10 protein-coding genes are annotated in these 19,021 nt (G+C 35.1%); 7 read left to right on the top strand and 3 right to left on the bottom strand.

Annotated features, from left to right (window positions below; translation table 11 throughout):
• The first annotated feature begins 156 nt into the window (after positions 1 to 156).
• Positions 157 to 3,570 carry a DUF4450 domain-containing protein gene (locus tag RC62_RS11620; protein ID WP_055095388.1) on the top strand — a complete coding sequence of 1,138 codons (3,414 nt, stop codon included), beginning with the start codon at positions 157 to 159 and terminating at the stop codon, positions 3,568 to 3,570.
• 145 nt (positions 3,571 to 3,715) lie between these two features.
• Here RC62_RS11620 and RC62_RS22760 read toward each other — a convergent pair whose 3' ends face one another.
• Complete coding sequence (locus tag RC62_RS22760; RefSeq protein WP_082421284.1) at positions 3,716 to 3,895, bottom strand: hypothetical protein; 180 nt, start codon at positions 3,893 to 3,895, stop codon at positions 3,716 to 3,718.
• Here RC62_RS22760 and RC62_RS11615 point away from each other — a divergent pair.
• The 3 genes from RC62_RS11615 (at position 3,884) to RC62_RS11605 (ending at position 11,916) form a co-directional block, all read left to right on the top strand.
• Positions 3,884 to 6,013 carry a hypothetical protein gene (locus RC62_RS11615; protein WP_055095387.1) on the top strand — a complete coding sequence of 710 codons (2,130 nt, stop codon included), beginning with the start codon at positions 3,884 to 3,886 and terminating at the stop codon, positions 6,011 to 6,013. The two genes, RC62_RS22760 and RC62_RS11615, sit on opposite strands and share 12 nt — an antisense overlap.
• 267 nt (positions 6,014 to 6,280) lie before the next feature.
• Complete coding sequence (locus RC62_RS11610; protein ID WP_055095386.1) at positions 6,281 to 8,128, top strand: rhamnogalacturonan lyase; 1,848 nt, start codon at positions 6,281 to 6,283, stop codon at positions 8,126 to 8,128.
• Between the two features lie 188 nt (positions 8,129 to 8,316).
• Entirely contained in the window at positions 8,317 to 11,916 is a 3,600-nt protein-coding gene (locus RC62_RS11605) for a T9SS type A sorting domain-containing protein (protein ID WP_055095385.1), read from the top strand.
• A 486-nt stretch (positions 11,917 to 12,402) separates the two neighbouring features.
• On the opposite strand, the gene RC62_RS11600 is transcribed toward RC62_RS11605, so the two are convergent.
• Both RC62_RS11600 and RC62_RS11595 read right to left on the bottom strand, forming a co-directional pair.
• Positions 12,403 to 12,810: a helix-turn-helix domain-containing protein gene (locus RC62_RS11600; protein WP_055095384.1), complete on the bottom strand. Its 408-nt coding sequence runs from the start codon at positions 12,808 to 12,810 to the stop codon at positions 12,403 to 12,405.
• A gap of 94 nt (positions 12,811 to 12,904) precedes the next feature.
• The gene (locus tag RC62_RS11595) at positions 12,905 to 13,945 is read right to left on the bottom strand and encodes a GntR family transcriptional regulator (protein ID WP_055095383.1); all 1,041 of its coding nucleotides are present in this window, start codon (positions 13,943 to 13,945) and stop codon (positions 12,905 to 12,907) included.
• Between the two features lie 384 nt (positions 13,946 to 14,329).
• Between RC62_RS11595 and rhaT the strand changes: the two genes are divergently transcribed.
• From rhaT to RC62_RS11580, 3 genes are all read left to right on the top strand, one after another.
• The gene (gene rhaT, locus RC62_RS11590) at positions 14,330 to 15,379 is read left to right on the top strand and encodes an L-rhamnose/proton symporter RhaT (protein WP_055095382.1); all 1,050 of its coding nucleotides are present in this window, start codon (positions 14,330 to 14,332) and stop codon (positions 15,377 to 15,379) included.
• Positions 15,380 to 15,398: 19 nt separating this feature from the next.
• Entirely contained in the window at positions 15,399 to 17,540 is a 2,142-nt protein-coding gene (locus RC62_RS11585; protein ID WP_055095381.1) for a bifunctional rhamnulose-1-phosphate aldolase/short-chain dehydrogenase, read from the top strand.
• 199 nt (positions 17,541 to 17,739) lie between these two features.
• On the top strand, positions 17,740 to 19,014 hold the full coding sequence (locus tag RC62_RS11580) for a TIM barrel protein (protein ID WP_055095380.1): 1,275 nt from the start codon (positions 17,740 to 17,742) through the stop codon (positions 19,012 to 19,014).
• The last annotated feature ends 7 nt before the right edge of the window (positions 19,015 to 19,021 follow it).

The following is a 19,021-nucleotide window of genomic DNA, read 5'->3' as shown; positions in this document are numbered from 1 at the left end:
TTTATCAAAAATCAGGTAGGTACAGGATACTATACCACTAAAAAACAAAGAAATTGCATCTATATTGAAAGATTGACATAAATAGTACAAAATAGTATAAAATCGATGTTTTTGATATGTCTAATAAATTCAGGAATAATTCATTTTTAAAGCGATATGAAAATTAAAAGGCACTTTATTCAAACTTTTACCTGCTTGTTTCTATTGTGTTCAGTCACAACATTTGGACAGGAAAATAAGGCGTTGCGTAAAATGCATTATGTGCCTGACGGAAATAGTTTTGTTTTAAAAAATGGTATTCGAAAATTCAATCGCGCCTTATACGGTTCTAATACCGGATTTAGGGCTGAAACTGGTGATTTGCCTGAATTTGCAATGTATATGCCAGGAATGGGAGGCAATTTCAAACTTGGTTTAACAAACGGGAAAGACAGCAAATGGATTACTGAAGCTTTAAAAATTGATACACGTTATGTTTTAGGCACAATGCAGTATACCATTGAAGACCCCATTTTAGGAAACGGAAAATTGTTTGTAGATGTAGTTGCCTTAAAAGAAAGTGAAGGTTTTATTGTAAAAATATACGGTAAAAACGTTTCTAAAAGCACCAGTTTAATTTGGGCTTTTGGTGGCGCAACCGGAAAAAAGTTTAGTCGCGACGGAGATATTGGTGCTGATCCCGAATCGGTTTTTTATTTACAGCCAGAATATTGTATCAATAATAAATATACTATCAAAGAGCAATCTTTTTTATTAGAATACGGTTCTGAAAGCAATAAACAAAAAACAGGAAACAATAAAAATCTAACCGGATTTTTCCCGGAATCAGCAACTCGTTTGGCCAATGCAAAAATGCAAAATAAGCCATTAGAACTTTATAATTCGAATCCAGAATCGCTGAGTCTTATTACAGGAAAAATAAAATCTGTTTCTGAAAAAGGGGATTATTGGCTGTTTTTGACAGAAGATTCAAAAACAAATTACAGTCAAAAAAGTATCACTCAATTGTATGAAAAGTCAGTGCAGCAAACGCAATTTTTAGCCAATAGAGTCAAAGTTTCAACTCCTGATCCTTACGTCAATACATTAGGATCTGCACTTGCGATAGCGGCTGACGGAATTTGGGAAAGTCCTGCTTATCTTCATGGTGCTATTGCCTGGCGAATGTATCTTAATGCCTGGCGAGGTGCTTACACCGCTGATCCTTTGGGTTGGCATGATCGTGCAAAAACGCATTTTACAAGTTATAGCAATTCGCAGGTTACAAGTCCTGAAAATGGTCCGATTGTATTGGATCAGGAAAGAAATTTAGCGCGCCAAAAAGAAGAAATGGGAACTTCGATGTTCAGCAGTGGTTATATTAGCCGAAGCCCAAACAAGAATACTGTAGCGCATCATTATGATATGAATTTGGTTTTTATAGATCAAATGCTGCGGCATTTTAAATGGACAGGAGATACAGCATTCATAAAAGAAATGTGGCCTGTAATCCAGAGACATTTAAATTGGGAAAAGAGAAATTTTGATCCTGATAGCGACGGATTATATGATGCATATGCCTCAATTTGGGCCAGTGACGCCTTGCAATACAGTGGAGGCGGAGTCATTCATTCTTCAGCTTATAATTATTATGCGAATAAAACAATGGCGCAAATTGCGAAGAAAATTCAACAGGATCAGAACCCATTTAGTACAGAAGCAGACAAAATTCTAAAAGCAGCAAACAATCAGCTTTGGGTCGCCAATAAAGGAATCTTTGCCGAATATAAAGATGCTTTAGGAAACAGATTATTGCATGATACACCAGGGATTTGGAGTATTTACCACACGATAGATTCAGAATTATCAAACCCTTTCGAGAGTTATCAAATGTTGGATTACGTTAATAATCAGATCCCGCATATTCCCATTTTGGCAGAAGGACTGGATAAAAAAGATCTTTATGTAATTAGTACCACAAATTGGCAGCCTTATACATGGTCGACGAATAATGTGGCATTAGCAGAACAATTGCATACTTCACTGGCATTCTGGCAAGGCGGACAATCAGAAAAAGCGTTTAAAATGTGGGAAAGTGCTCTGGTCGAAAGTATGTATTTAGGTGCTTCACCGGGAGGTTTTGAGCAGCTTTTGTATCAGGATGCGATGCGTGGCGAATTGTATCGTGATTTTGCCGACCCAATTGGTATGGCTTCGAGAACATTGGTAGAAGGTCTTTTTGGTATTCAGCCTGATGCATTGGCGGGAGTTTTAACAATTAAACCCGGTTTTCCAGAAAAATGGAATCAGGCTTCTTTAGAAATCCCGGATATTTCAATTGACTTTAAAAGAGAAAATAATTCAGCAAAATACGTCATTAAAAACCAATTCTTGGCTAAAATGAATTTGCATCTAGTTTTAAATTCTTCTTATGAAGCGGTAGAAAGTATTACCGTTAACGGAAAATCAGTTTCCTGGAAAGTGGTTCCGGAGAATATAGGAAATCCAAAAATAAGTATCGAGGTTCCCTACAATATGGTTTATGAAATAAAAATTAAATGGAAAGGAGATCTTGCAGAAGCTATAAAATTAAAAGAAAATTATACAGTAAATGAAAGCCTTGAGCTAAAAACGTCTAAAGCTAAAATCATATCCATATATGATCCGCAAAATGTTTTGAGTGAAATTTCGAAAACAGATCATTCGCTCAGGGCAAAAGTGAATTTGGCAGGTAACAAACTCTTTTTTATAGAATTGAAGCAAGGTGAAGTATCCTGGTGGAAACCTATTCATGTAAACGTAAAACCGGTAAATGAATCTGCTGCAATAGTTACAAACTGGGATGTTGCATTGGATAAATCAAAGCGTACAGAAAAAATTTCGCTTACCTCATTTTTCAATTCAAAAGTGACTGATATTTTTAATTATGAATATTTGTCGCCAAGACCACAGGCAGTAACTTTACAATTGCCAAAACAAGGTATTGGAAATTGGTGTTATCCAAACGTTACCGTAAAAATAGATGATAAAGGATTGCGCAAAAAAGCAAAAACAAACGGACAAATTTCAACGCCAAACGGGATTCCGTTTCAAACACCTTTTGATGAAAACCAGAAGAATATCATCTTCACATCAATGTGGGATAATTTCCCCGAGAGTATTACAATTCCGTTAAACGGAAAAGCGTCGCATGCGTATTTCATGCTTGCCGGAACTACAAACCCAATGCAAAGCCGAATCACAAATGGAGAAATTACTGTAAATTACACCGATGGAACATCTGAAATTCTGCCTTTGAAAAATCCCGAAAACTGGTGGCCAATCGAGCAAGATTATTTTATTGACGGTTTGGCCTTTACAACAAATGCTCCAAAACCACCAAGGGTTTATTTTAAAACAGGAGAAATAACAAGAGATTTTAAGGATTTTAAATCCATAAAAGGATTCACAAATTATGGAGTCGATGGCGGCGCAGGAACTATATTAGATTTACCATTAGATAAAAACAAGATATTAAAAAGCCTGACTTTAAAGACTATTGCCAATGATGTAGTGATTGGTTTGATGAGTGTTACGTTGGTGAGAGAATAAAGAAGAAAGAAGAAAGAATAAAGAAGAAAGAATAAAGAAGAAAGAATAAAGAAGAAAGAATAAAGAAGAAAGAGAATAGAAAAAATGAGGTAAAATACTCCGTTAGGAGCTAAATATTGGTAGCAAAAAAATAAATCAATTTCCCTCATTTCAGAGTCCCGTAGGGACGATATACAAACCTGAAACCTGAAACCTGAAACCTGAAACCTGAAACCTGAAACCTGAAACCTGAAACCTGAAACCTGAAACCTGAAACCTGAAACCTGAAACCTGAAACCTGAAACCTGAAACCTGAAACCTGAAACCTAACCAAATGAAAAAACATCTATTAATAATTATATCACTATTCTCGATTTCATTATCGGCGCAACAAAAAATTGATCGAAAAGCGTTGGTAACAAGGCATAATGTTCAAATTACGGCTATGGATACTTTAGCTTCGCTTACCGTTGGTAATGGTGCTTTTGCTTTTACTGTTGATGCTACGGGATTACAGACATTCCCTAAAAAATACGAAAACGGGATTCCGTTAGGGACACAATCAGAGTGGGGTTGGGATAGTTATAAAAACACCAATAATTATAAGTTTTCAGAAACGCTGAGGGATTATAAGCAATATGGCAGGGACATTTCATACACGGTTCAGATCAAAGAACCTGCGAGAAAAGTCGAAGCTGTAAACTGGTTCCGCCAGAATCCTCATTTATTGCAATTAGGAAATTTAGGTTTTGAAATTATAAAGAAGGACGGAAAAGCAGCAAAGCCTGAAGACATTAAAGCCATTTCTCAAAAATTGAATTTATGGACAGGTGAAATTGAAAGTTATTTTGAGGTAGAAGGAATTCCCGTAACCGTTCTTACGGTTTCGCATCAGGAAAAAGATGCGATTGGCGTGAAAGTAAAATCGGATTTATTGCAGCAAAAACGCTTAAAAATAAGCTTGAGAATTCCGTTTCCAACAGGCGATTGGGCAGACATGGGGACAAAATGGGAAGGAAAGCAAGATTATAAAAGTACCCTCGTAGAAAAGTCAAAAACCGAAGCCATTGTTACGCATGCAATGGACAGTATTTCATATGATGTAAATTTAAAATGGAAAGGAAATGCACAGATTAAAAAGACTTCAGATCATTATTTTGTGATTGAATCCTCTAATGCAAATACATTAGAATTAAGTTGTCTTTTTGCTGTAGCCAATAAAAAAGCAATAACAAATGTATCTTTTGCAGATATCGAAAACAGCAGTGTAAAAGGCTGGGAGCAATTCTGGAAAAGTGGTGCAGCAGTAGATTTTTCAGGTAGTACAGATCCGCGTGCCAAAGAATTAGAGCGAAGAGTAATCTTGTCGCAATATTTAACAAAAGTACAATGCACAGGAAAAGTTCCGCCTCAGGAAACAGGTTTAACCTATAACAGTTGGTACGGAAAACCGCATCTGGAAATGCATTGGTGGCACGGCGTACATTTTGCACTCTGGAACCGACCTGAATTACTGGAAAAAAGCCTTCCATGGTATCAGAAAGTTTTTGATAAAGCTAAAAATATAGCCCAAAGACAAGGTTTTGAAGGTGCAAGATGGCAAAAAATGACCGATCCTGACGGTAACGAAAGTCCGTCATCTGTAGGTTCATTTTTGCTTTGGCAACAGCCCCATTTTATTACATATGCAGAATTGATGTATCGTGCAAAACCAACAACAGCAACGCTAAATTTATATAGTGAGCGTGTTTTTGAAACAGCAAATTTTATGGCTTCATTTGCCAATTACGACAGCAAAAACGATCGATATGTTTTAGGTCCCGGCGTTATTCCGGCGCAGGAACGTTTTAAGGCAATGGAAACTTTTAACCCAACCTATGAATTAGCGTATTGGAATTGGGCTTTGAAAACGGCAATCGATTGGAAGAAAAAATTAAACCAGAAAGTGCCTGAAAAATGGGAACTTGTTTTGGCTAAATTATCTCCATCGCCAATATTAGATCAGGTTTATCTGGCGACTGAAAGTGCCAAAGATTCCTATACCAATCCGGAATTCAAAACAGATCATCCATCTGTATTAGGAACTTTTGGGATGCTTCCTGAAACATCTCTTTTAGATAAAAAAATCATGAAAAACACCTTCGATCTGGTCTGGAAAACGTGGTCGTGGGATAAAACCTGGGGATGGGATTTCCCGATGACGGCGATGTCTGCGGCACGTTTACAAATGCCGGAAAAAGCTATTGATGCCTTGTTTATGAATGTAACGACTAATACCTACTTAAAAAACGGACATAATTATCAGGCAGAAAGATTGACATTATACCTTCCGGGAAATGGAGGATTGTTAACTGCCGTTGCCATGATGTGCGCCGGATGGGACGGAACCACAGAACAAAATCCGGGTTTCCCAAAAGACGGAACTTGGAAAGTACAAAGCGAAGGATTTGCGAAGATGTTTTAATTTTTAGAGTTGCTAAGTTACTAAGATTTTGAGTTGCTAAGTTTTTATTTAAGTGTAGTTTGCCATTTCGAGGAACGAGAAATCGCATTCGTAACCCGACAAAGATTAGCGATATTCTATACAGAATTTCTTGTGTGATTTCTCCTCCGTCGAAATGACAAACTACACTTGAAAAACTTCGCGACCTTGCGCGAGATAAAAAAAACAGCATAAATCAGCCAAAACCCGCCCAATCGTGGGTCATAAATAACGATAAACTCACCAATTATGAAAAATAAAATTTTACTATTATTTCTTTTTTCAAGTTTGCTTTCGTTTGCGCAAAGGCAAATGGAAAACTTAGATCGAGGCATAATTGCGATAAAAGAGAAAGGTCAGTTTTTTGTGGGATGGCGAGTTTTAGGAACAGATTCTGATGAACTTGCTTTTAATTTATATCGAAAAAGCGGTACGAAAAAAGCCATCAAATTAAATGATAAACCTATTGCAGGAGCTACAAATTTTATTGATACCAAAGCAAATGGTCAGGAAGAAAATACCTGGTTTGTAAAAACAGTTTTAAAAGGAAAAGAAACAGATGCTAAAGGAAGCTTTACGCTTCCTGCCCAAAGTCCGGATAAAGATTATTTATCGATTAAACTCAAACCAGTTGCAGGATATATTCCCAATGATCTTTCGGTTGGAGATTTAGATGGTGACGGGAGGTATGATTTGATTGTGCATATGACTGGAAAGAGTCTGGATAATTCTTTTAGAGGAATCACAGATCCGCCTATATTTCAGGCGTATACTCTGGACGGGACATTTTTGTGGCAGATAAACCTGGGGAAAAACATTCGCGAAGGCGCACATTATACCCAGTTTATGGTATATGATTTAGATGGCGACGGAATTTCGGAATTTGTCTGTAAAACTGCTGACGGAACAACAGACAGTCAGAATAATGTAGTTGGCGACGTTCTAAAAGACTGGCGCGATGTAGATCCGGATTCTGCTACTTATGGTAAAATACTGAAAGGTCCTGAATATCTTTCGGTTTTCAACGGAAGAACAGGAACCCTAATCACGACAACAGCATATATTCCGGAACGTGGCGATCTTGCAGGTTGGGGCGGAAGGGGCGGAAGCGGTGGAAATGACACTAAAGGAAACAGAATTGATCGTTTTACAGCTTGTATTGCATATTTAGACGGCGTTCATCCCAGTGTAGTAATGTGCAGGGGATATTATGGAAGAACAGTTTTGGCAGCCTGGGATTTTAAAAATAATAAACTCACTTCGAGATGGGTTTTTGATAGTAAAGATGCAGATAATCCCTATTCAGGAATGGGAAATCACGGACTAACGGTTGCAGATGTTGATAACGACGGAAAAGATGAAATCATTTACGGATCGATGTGTGTTGACGATAACGGAAAAGGATTATATACAACTGGTTTTAGACACGGCGATGCTTTGCATGTTTCTGATCTGGATCTTGATGTTCCGGGCCTGGAAGTTTTTGGAATCCATGAAATTGAAAACGGAACTACCGGTCCTGGTGTAACTTTATTTTCGGCATCCGACGGAAAAGTTTTATTTACTGGTTCCCTAAACGAAGATGTAGGTCGCGGTGTGGCTGACAATATTGATCCAACAAGAAAAGGTGCGCAATGCTGGTGGTCAGGTTCTCCGTATTTGCATGATATGAAAGGAAATGAAATTGGGAAAGCGCCAACTTCTACAAATTTTTTAATTTATTGGGATGGGGATTCTTCCAGAGAATTACTCAATTCTAATTATATCGATAAATACAATCAAGGCAGATTGTTTACCGCAACGGGAGCAGCATCTAATAATGGTACAAAATCGACACCGGCACTTTCTGCAGATATTCTGGGAGACTGGCGCGAAGAATTAATATTGAGATCTGAGGATAATACTGAGTTAAGGATTTATTCAACCACAATTCCCACACAAATTAGGCAATATACTTTAATGCACGATCCACAATACAGATTAAGTATCGCCTGGCAAAATGTAGGGTATAATCAGCCGCCACATACCAGTTTTTATATGGGAACAGAGATGAAACCTGCGCCAAAACCTAATATTGTTTTAGTAACTAAGAGATAGATTTTAGTGAAGTAATTAAATGTTGATTAAAGAGTTTTTAATATTTTAAAATAGAGAATTGAACGTTTTTTTTGTTCGTTTTTCTACTTTGTAAATGTGTTTTTTAACACTATATTTTTTTTTAAAATAATATAAGTAAGAAATTTATATATGTTAAAATTTAACATATATTTACAAAAATATTTAATATGAAAAAACTTTACTTTCTGATTCCTTTTTTCTTTATTTTTAATGGTTATTCGCAAAACGCTGCTGATAGAGATCCCTCATTCAATAGCGAATTCAAAGTGCCGTTGGGTAACTATTATGTAAGAGAAGAGGTTTTTAAATCCCGAATTCAACGTGACGGTAAAATTATTTTGCTCAAAAGTGCGCCAAATTCTGATGAACCGGTTTTAATAAGACTTGATAACAATATTCTGGATAAAAGTTTTAATCTGGGTACTGGTTTTAATAATTCAGTAAGAGATTTTGAAATTCAATCTGATGGTAAAATAATAGTATCAGGATACTTTACTACTTATAATAAAGAAAATGTTAAAAGTATAGTAAGATTAAATATCGATGGCAGTCTGGATAAAAGTTTCACTTTAAGCTCATTGGTAACTATTAATGGAGGGTCTGATACAAGATCTAATATTGAGCTACAACCCGACGGAAAAATTGTAGCAACAGGAGTTTATGGTTCTCAAAAAGGAATTATTAGGTTAAATTCAGATGGTAGTTTAGATACTACATTTAAAGCTGATGTTAATTTCTTTATTGATTCTTCCAGATTTTGTTTACAACCTGATGGCAAAATTATTGCCACCGGAGAAGCTTTAAGCGATACTGGAAAAGCATACAGAAAAATAGTTCGATTAAATGCAAATGGTAGTTTAGATGTTGATATAACTCCAAAAATTCCAGAAATTTACACACATTATAATATTGCTTCACAACCTGATGGCAAAATTTTAATTACGGCAAATTTAAAAGACGAGAATAATATATACACGAATCGAATTATCCGCTTAAATAATGACTGTAGTCTTGATACAACTTTTAAATCAGACAAATTTATTGTGTATGGTTCACCGTCAATAACTAAAATCGTTGTTCAGCCAGATGGTAAAATAATTATGAGTGGTTTTTTTACTTATGAAAGCCTTAAGCAAAGATATATTACAAGGTTAAATAGTGATGGAACACAAGATACTACATTTAAAATTGGAACTGGCGCAAATTACATTGTTCAGGATTTTGCATTATTTGATAGTGGAAAAATATTAGTAGGGGGTAGTTTTGATTTATTTAATGGTTTAACAGTCGGCAAGGTTCTGGTTTTAAATAGTGACGGAACGAAAGACAGTACTTTTAATAATCAGTTTGTGGGATTTGATTCAGGAAATGTAAGCGTTGTAACTGTTCTTCCTAATGAAAAAATTATGGTTTCAGGAAAATTTTATGCTTATAATGGTATTTCGAATCCAGGTTTTATTAGGTTAAATAATGACGGGACTCAAGATCAATCTTTAACATTTGGCGGATTAAAAAGTTTTGCAAGTTCATCATCTCCCTTTGATAATATTAGCTCAATTGTGGCACAAACTGATGGAAAGTTTGTTATAGGCGGAGAATTTACAGTTTATAACAGCATTACTACTAATAGAATAGTGAGATTAAACTATGATGGAACCAGAGATAATTCTTTTGTAATTGGTGCCGGATTTAATTCTCGCGTAGAGAAACTAATTTTATTGCCTGATGGTAAAGTAGTAGTTGGAGGGACTTTTACATCCTACAAAGGTGTTTCTTGCCCTGGATTGGTACGATTAAATTCTGATGGTAGTCTTGATAGTACTTTTAAAAGTAGTTGGATAGGTACAAGTGAAGGCCAGATAATATTTATAAATGACATCTATAGCCTGCCCGATGGTAAAATTTTAGTTGCCGGATATTTCAAAAATAATGTATCGTTTGTTAGACTTAATAGTGATGGTTCTAAGGATAACACTTTTGTTTTTAATACTCCAATAGCACAATACTCGCAAAATTTTGTTGTACAAAAAGATAATAAATTTTTAGTTACACTATGGAATGGATCTCCATCTATTTTAAGATTAAACCCAGATGGTAGTCCTGATAATACCTTTAAGTATGTGGTAACACCAGCGACTGCTGATTATGGTCTAAGTATAGCCGGAATTCAACTTGACGATAAAGTATTGATTTCAGGATATAAAATTAACAGTTCAGATGTAATTTTCTTTAGATTAAATTTAGACGGTAGTTTAGATGATACATTTAATTTTATATATAGTAAGAATAGCAATTACGACGAGCAAAATCCTAAAGTTGTATCTCAATCAGATGGTAAACTCCTTTATTATGGTGGATTTACAAAATATAAAGGCATACCTATTGGTGGATTAACACGATTATTAGGCCAGGACTATAAATTTGTTCAGGGACAAAACAGATTGGATTTAGATAAGAATGGCTGTGATTTGAATGATGTGCCATTCAAAAATTTAAAAATGAATATCCAGTCAGGAACAAGCACGAGTAGCTTAATTACCAATACAACAGGAAATTATACCATGACATTTCTTAAAGGAACTCATACTATAACGCCAGTATTAGAAAACCCTTCCTATTTTAATATTAGTCCGGCGAGTTATACTGTAGATTTTCCTGCAGAGGCAAGTCCTCGTATATCTGATTTTTGTATCACTGCAAATGGAGTACATGCTGATCTTGAAGTTAGTATTTTACCATTGACTGTGGCGCGACCAGGTTTTGATGCAAAATATAAGATCGTATATTCAAATAAAGGAAACCAGCCACTTTCAGGAACAATATCATTAAATTTTGATGATACGATTACAGACTTTATCGAAAGTTATCCTGCTGTTTCTAGCCAGTTGGTGAATAACTTAAAATGGAATTTTACTAATTTAAATCCTACTGAAACAAAAGAAATTACGTTTGTATTAAATGTAAATTCACCAATGGAAAATCCTCCTGTTAATGGAGGGGCAATCTTAAAATACCTGGCAGAAATCTCATCATCGCAAACAGATGAAACTCCGGCTAATAATAAATTTGTTTTTGATCAGGTTGTCGTTAATTCTTTTGATCCAAATGATAAAACATGTATCGAAGGTGATAAAATTTCGAAAACTAAAATAGGCGATTATGTGCATTACATTATTCGTTTTGAAAACACAGGGACATATGCAGCACAAAATATTACTGTAAAAGATGTAATAGACCTTACTAAATATGATATTAATAGTTTATACCCTTTAAGCGGAAGTCATTTGTTTTCCACCGAAATTACAGATAATAATAAAGTAGATTTTAAATTTGAGAATATCAATCTTCCTTTTGACGACGCCAATAATGATGGTTATTTAGCGTTTAAAATCAAAACAAAATCAACCTTAGTCGAAGGAGATTCATTTGGAGGTTCTGCAAATATCTTTTTTGATTACAACAGCGCCATTACAACCAATGTTCCAACAACTACAATAGAACAAGCGCTTGGAGTTAAAGATTTTTCGTTTGGTCAATACTTTGTTGTGTATCCAAACCCTGTAAATGATGTTTTAAATATCACTACAAAAGAAGATATTCAATTGTCATCAATCCAGATTTACAATGTTCTTGGGCAATTAATACGAGTAATTCCTAATGCCAAAAACGTAGAAAACATAGATGTTTCTGGTTTGAATTCAGGAAATTATTTTATAAAAATTGTTTCTGATAAAGGAAATTCAAGCACGAAATTCATCAAAAAATAGACAGAAATTCGTTCTGAAACTTTCATTAAAAAAGCCTGAAAAATTAATTTTTCAGGCTTTTTATTTTTGTATAAGGCTTTCTTTCTGATTTCTGTTGCAGGAACAGATTTAAAATCAGATAGATCGGGTTATCATGAGTTTGTGTATTTTTTAAAAACAGGCTGAAAGCCTAAAAAGCAATAGCATAGTGCGAAGCGCTATGAATTAAAATGAATTAAATATGATTTCTATTTTAAGCCCTGAAAGGGCGAAAGCCTAATTATGAATTGTCTATTTGCTTTTGCCCTTTCAGGGCGACTTTCAATTTTGATTTAATTCATAGCGCTTCGCACTATGCTATTGCTAAGGCTCTTTCAGAGCAAAAAGATTTTGAACATTTATAATTGTGAATCTTTTTGATCGCGTGAAATAATGTTATAAAACAAAAAAGAGACTCGAAAGTCTCTTTGTGAATGAATATGTCTTACTTAAATGACTATTGCAAAATTATTTATTAATTAATTTTTCAAGCCTTGTCATCATTTCTTCTTTTTCTTTCAACATACGCTCATACAAAGCTATTTTTTCTTCGTGAAGTTTTAAAACCTCTTTTATAGGATTAAATGTTGGATTAATATTAATTGCAGACGCTCCATCTTTAAAGTCTGTAAATGTATTAGAAATTACATTCACCGCGTGTTCCTCATCAAAATTCTGAAACGCTTCAACAGGAATTTTCAATGAATTCGAGATTTGATTAAGTATCTCTTCTTCAATTACATCTTTTTGCTCCAACATAGAAATTTTCTTCTGATTCCAGTCATTTCCTAAATCAAAAGCTAATGCTTCTTGTTTGATTCCAAGCATTTCTCTAAAACGTTTTACGTTTCTTCCCTGATGTATTTTCTGTTCCATAATTACTTTCAATTTTCTAAAGGCTCAAATATAAAGCCATTTCGATTATAAATACTGAGTTTCAAAGATAATTACAAAAAGAGAGCTTTACAATCTAAATCGAATTTCGATCAATAAAATTAAAAGGAACCTTAACCTGACCTTTCTCTTTATTCAAAATCATTCTCGCAACGGTTTCACCCATTACGTTAAAATCTGTAGACATTACTGTTATTCCAAGCAATTCTTTTAGTGGCGTATCATTATAGGAGATTACGCCAATATCTTTACCCAGAACATATTCTTCGTCCCTGATTTGTTTCATTAAATTCACCAAATCCGATTCTTCGATCGTGATAAACAAATCACCTTTTTTAAGGATCATATCGTCGTAAACTTCGCTCAGGATTTCAAAATTAATTTCATGCTCGACACAAAACTTTTTAAATCCGTGTAAAATTCGGCGCGGATAAGGATAAACTGCCTTTTCCGGATATATCAAAATTAGTTTTTTGTATTTGCTTATTTTCGAAAGTCCTTCTTTTAAGGCATTATAAATATCATTTTCAAAATCCTGATAAATCTTGATGATTTCGCCTTCCATTCCTAATTTAATATTATCCATTAAAATTAGTTTCTCTTCCGGAATTCTCTGGATAGCCTTGGCAACTTCATCTGTAAAACTCAGGTGTTTCAACTCATCGGTTTTAAAATGTGTAGTAATTACATAATAATCATAAGCACCTTCAAACTTGTCTAATAAGTTTAAAAAGAGGGTTTCATCGCAATGATAAATATGCAGGTCTGTATGTGCATTTGCTCCAATTGTGTCAATAAACGAGTTGTACGTTTTCATTTTATACGCACTAAGTTTGTTTAGTACAAACAACACATTTACTTTAGACTCCAGCTTTGTACGGGTAATATAATATCCTTTTCCGCGGATAGATGATATTATTTTTCGTTCTTTTAGAATATTATATGCCTTTTCGACCGTATCTCTCGACATATAAAATTCTTCACTAAAGCTGTTTATCGAGGGAATTTTTTGATTTATTTTTAAATTTCCGTTGGCAATATTATGCAAGATAGAGTCTACAATTTGTTTGTATTTAGGAACCCTTGAATCTTCATCTATTTTAATAAGTTTAATCATTTTTATGGCTTATAAATTATGCTACAACCTCCTGCAAGATCATTTTGACTATAATTTGTATCAAAAATTTCATTTAAAAACATATAAAATATTGGTTTGGTACTTTTCTCACAAAAGCGTTCCATTTAAATAAGGCTTATTTTATGTTTTTTATTGATTTGTTTATTTCTGACAAATTGAGGATATAATAATTACGAAATCGATTGCTAAAATAGAAATTTTAAATCTATATTTCTAATATTACCAGATTGTTCTTTGCAATAATCCTTAGTTTTAACATAAATAACAAAAGTATAAAGGATAGTACAGGACAGTTTTCTTTTTTACATTCTATTATTTTACAAAACCAAAATAACTATCAATTAACCAAAAACAAAATTATTAATGGAATCATTATTAGGAATCATTTTTCATTCTATCGGAGGATTCTCTTCAGGTAGTTTTTATATGCCTTTTAAGAAAGTAAAAGATTGGGCTTGGGAAAGCTACTGGATCATAGGAGGATTTTTTTCCTGGTTAATAGTTCCACCAATTGCTGCTTATTTAACGATTCCAAATTTTGTTGAAATCATTGTAACTGCTTCTCCATCTATAAAAGCATTTACCTTTTTAATGGGGTTAATTTGGGGAGTTGGAGGATTAACTTACGGTTTAGGCGTTCGTTATTTAGGAATGTCTTTAGGGAACTCTATTATTCTTGGATTCTGTTCTGCTTTTGGTGCCTTGGTTCCATCTATTTATTATGATTTATATCCTACTGCGGGCAAGATTTCATTTAGTGATATGTTATCAAATACCGGCGGACAACTTGTTCTTGCGGGAGTTGCGGTTTGCCTTATAGGTATTGCGATTTCAGGAAAAGCAGGAATTCTAAAAGAAAAAGATTTCGCAACAGGACACGAAGATAAAGACAAGGATTTTAGTTTGGTAAAAGGACTGATTATAGCCGTGATCTCCGGTATTTTGAGTTCATTTTTTAATTACGGCATCGAATCCGGAAAACCTATGGCAGAAACAGCTGTAACCTATGGCTGTAACCCATTGTTTCAAAACAATGTTACTTATATCGTTTTGATGTGGGGAGGTTTAACAACCAATTTTATCTGGTGTATGTACCTTAATTTCAAAAATAAAACTTTCTCGGATTATACCAATAAAAATACGCCAATTGCCAGAAATGTACTTTTTTCTGGTATTGCGGGAACCATGTGGTTTTTACAATTTTTCTTTTACGGAATGGGAGAAAGCAAATTAGGAAACGGAGCAAGTTCATGGATTTTACATATGGCAACCATTATTCTTACAGCAAATTTTTGGGGATTTTATCTCAAAGAATGGTCGGGAGTTTCTAAGAAAACCATTAGAACTTTTGCCTGGGGAATTGCATTAATCATGCTGTCAATTGTTTTGGTTGGAATTGGAAATTCATTATAAATAAAATAACATAACAACAATGTCGAATATAAATATAAATAATATGACTTTTAAGCATGTAAGCTATCTTTGGGATGAGGCTAAGGCAGCAGCATTGGCGGGAGATGAAGTGGGGCTTTTCATTTATCGATCTAATTTATTAGGAGCTGATTTAAGATTAACAAACTATGGTGGAGGAAACACATCAGTAAAAATTACTGATAAAGATCCTTTAACCGGAGCAAGCTCTGAAGTGATGTGGATTAAAGGTTCTGGTGGAGATATTGGTACACTGACAAAGTCCGGTTGTGCTGCATTATATTTAGACAGACTTCGCAATCTTGAAAATGTATATAAAGGAATTGAGTTCGAAGATGAAATGGTGGAGTTGTTCAATCACTGTATTTTCGATTTAGCATCAAAAGCACCTTCTATAGATACGCCTTTACATGGTTTTTTACCCTTTAAACATATTGATCACCTCCATCCTGACGCTGCAATTGCAATCGCAGCGGCAAAAGACGGAGCAAAAATTACCGAAGAATTATTTGACGGAGAGATTGGCTGGGTAGGATGGCAGCGTCCTGGTTTTGACTTAGGTCTACAGCTAAGAAGCTGTTTGCAGGAAGCAGAGAAAAAAGGCAAAAAACTTCGCGGAATCATGTTAGGTTCCCACGGTTTGTTTACCTGGGGAGATACAGCATACGAAAGTTATGTAAATACGCTTGAAGTAATCGAAAAATGTGCAGAATATTTAGAAAGTAATTACGGAAAGAAACGTCCTGTTTTTGGAGGTAAAAAAATCGAAAGCCTTCCGGAAGCAGATCGTAAATTAAAAGCAGCAAAAGTAGCCCCGATTTTAAGAGGTTTCTGTTCATCAGAGCGTCAAATGATTGGTCATTATACAGATGATGCAAGAGTTTTGGAATTCATTAATTCTAATGATTTGTCAAAATTAGCTCCGTTAGGAACTTCTTGTCCGGATCACTTTTTGCGTACCAAAATAAGTCCATTGGTTTTAACCCTTGATCCAGACGAAGATTTATCAGATGTTGCTGCGATCAAAGCAAAATTAACTCCTGCTTTTGAGGCATATCGCGCCATGTACAAAGACTATTACAACACGTGTAAAAAGTCTAATTCGCCAGCGATGCGTGACCCAAATCCAGTTGTGATTTTATATCCGGGAGTAGGTATGTTTACCTTTGCCAAAGATAAAACAATGGCACGTTTAGCATCAGAATATTATATCAATGCAGTAAATGTAATGAAAGGTGCAGAAGCAGTTTCAGAATATACTTCACTGCCACATCAGGAAGCTTTTGATATTGAATATTGGCTGCTTGAAGAAGCAAAACTACAGCGTATGCCAAAACCAAAAGCCTTGTCAGGAAGAGTTGCTGTTATTACAGGTTCTGCAGGAGGAATTGGTAAGGCTATTGCCAAAAGATTTGCTCAGGAAGGTGCGTGCGTAGTGATTAATGATATCAACGAAGAACGCCTGGAACAAGCTACTGCTGAGTTTATTAAATTATTTGGTAAAGATGCCGTTTCTAGCACATTACTAAATGTTACTGACGAAAAAAGTACAGAAAAAGCATTCGACGAAGCAAGCCTTGCTTTTGGAGGTGCAGATATTATAGTGAATAATGCCGGAATCAGTATTTCTAAATCTATTGCAGAGCACACACTCGAAGAATGGGACAGATTATATGATATTTTGGTAAAAGGACAATTTATTGTTTCTAAAGCCGGAATCGAAGTAATGCGCAAACAAGGCTTTGGCGGGGACATCGTAAATATCGTTTCTAAAAATGCCGTTGTAGCAGGTCCAAATAATCCTGGTTATGGTTCAGCAAAAGCAGCACAGGCACATTTAACACGTTTAATGGCTGCCGAATTAGGAGCAGATAAAATTCGTGTAAACACTGTAAATCCTGATGCAGTAATCTCAGATTCAAACATTTGGTCTGGAGGTTGGGCAGAAGGTCGTGCAAAAGCATATGGCGTAACTGTCGAAGAGTTACCGGCTTATTATGCAAAACGTACGTTATTGAACGAAATTATATTGCCTGATGATATTGCAAACGCGTGTTTTGCATTTGTGGGTGGTTTACTCGATAAATCAACAGGAAACGCCCTGAATGTAGACGGCGGAGTATCAATGGGCTTTTACAGATAGATTGTTTAAGTTTTTATAAGTTTGTTTAAAGCAAAAGTGGTTTTTTGTGATCTAACGTTCGATATCTTTCGGACGTTAGATTTTTTTAGCAAGTAAGAAACCCTCTAAAACCAAACAAAACAGCATAAAATAGTAACGTTAAACCAGAGATGAATTTATATAATTTATATATTGTAATCTCTATTAAAAGATAAATAATATGTTAATCGGATCAAACAATATAGAATCTCATAACGATGAGTTCTTAAAAAAACATCAAAATAAATTTGCTTTTACAGTATCAGAAATTGGTGATACAGAATCGATTATTCAAAAATTAATTGATTTTCAAATTGCAATTCCGTCCTGGGCTTTAGGAACCGGAGGAACAAGATTTGGTCGTTTTGCAGGAGGTGGGGAACCACGTTCTATAGAAGAAAAAATCGAAGACGTTGGTTTGCTTCATGCTTTAAACAATGCTTCAGGAGCAATTTCGCTGCATATTCCGTGGGATATCCCAACAGATTATAAAGCAATAAAAACCCTTGCCGCTCAGCATAATCTACGATTTGATGCCATGAACTCGAATACATTTCAGGATCAGGCAGGTCAGGCAGGTTCGTATAAATTTGGATCGTTGCAAAACGTAAACAAAGCCGTTCGTAAACAAGCAATCGCACACAATATAGAAGTTATTCAACACGGGATAGAATTGGGATCAGAGTCATTAACGATTTGGTTAGCAGACGGATCTTCGTTTCCGGGACAATTAAACTTTAGAAAAGCATATCAAAATACATTAGAAAGTCTGGAAGAAATCTATGATGCATTGCCTTCAAACTGGAAATTATTTTTAGAATATAAATGTGCTGAGCCTAACTTTTATTCGACTACAGTGGCAGATTGGGGGCAATCCTACTCGTATGTTAAAAAGTTAGGCGATAAAGCGCAAACTCTTGTAGATTTAGGACATCACTTGCCAAATGCTAATATCGAGCAAATCGTTTCTCTATTATTAATGGAAGAAAAATTAGGTGGTTTCCACTTTAATGATTCAAAATACGGAGACGATGATTTAACCGCCGGCGCCTTAAAACCATATCAGTTATTCTTGATTTTTAATGAATTGGTAGAAGGAATGGACGCCAGAGGAATGAATCACGCAAAAGATTTAGGCTGGATGATCGATGCATCGCACAACATAAAAGACCCTCTTGAAGATTTATTGCAATCTGTAGAAGCTATTATGATTGCGTATGCACAAGCACTTTTAGTAGATAGAAAAGCATTAGAAATTGCACAGGAAGAAAATGATGTAGTAAAAGCACAGGAAATCCTGCAGGATGCTTTCCGTACAGATGTTCGTGCATTAGTTGCTGAAGCACGTTTACGTTCAGGAGCTGCGCTTAATCCGGTTGAATTGTATCGCAGTCTTGCCGTTAGAAAAAATCTAATAGGAGAAAGAGGTTTAAAAACGATGGCTACAGGCTTATAAAAAACAG

This window comes from Flavobacterium aquidurense (assembly GCF_001404985.1).
In the GTDB taxonomy this organism is placed as follows: Bacteria; Bacteroidota; Bacteroidia; order Flavobacteriales; family Flavobacteriaceae; genus Flavobacterium; species Flavobacterium aquidurense_B.
The sequence above is the reverse complement of the archived record's forward strand: the minus strand, read 5'-3'. Positions and strand labels throughout refer to the sequence as shown.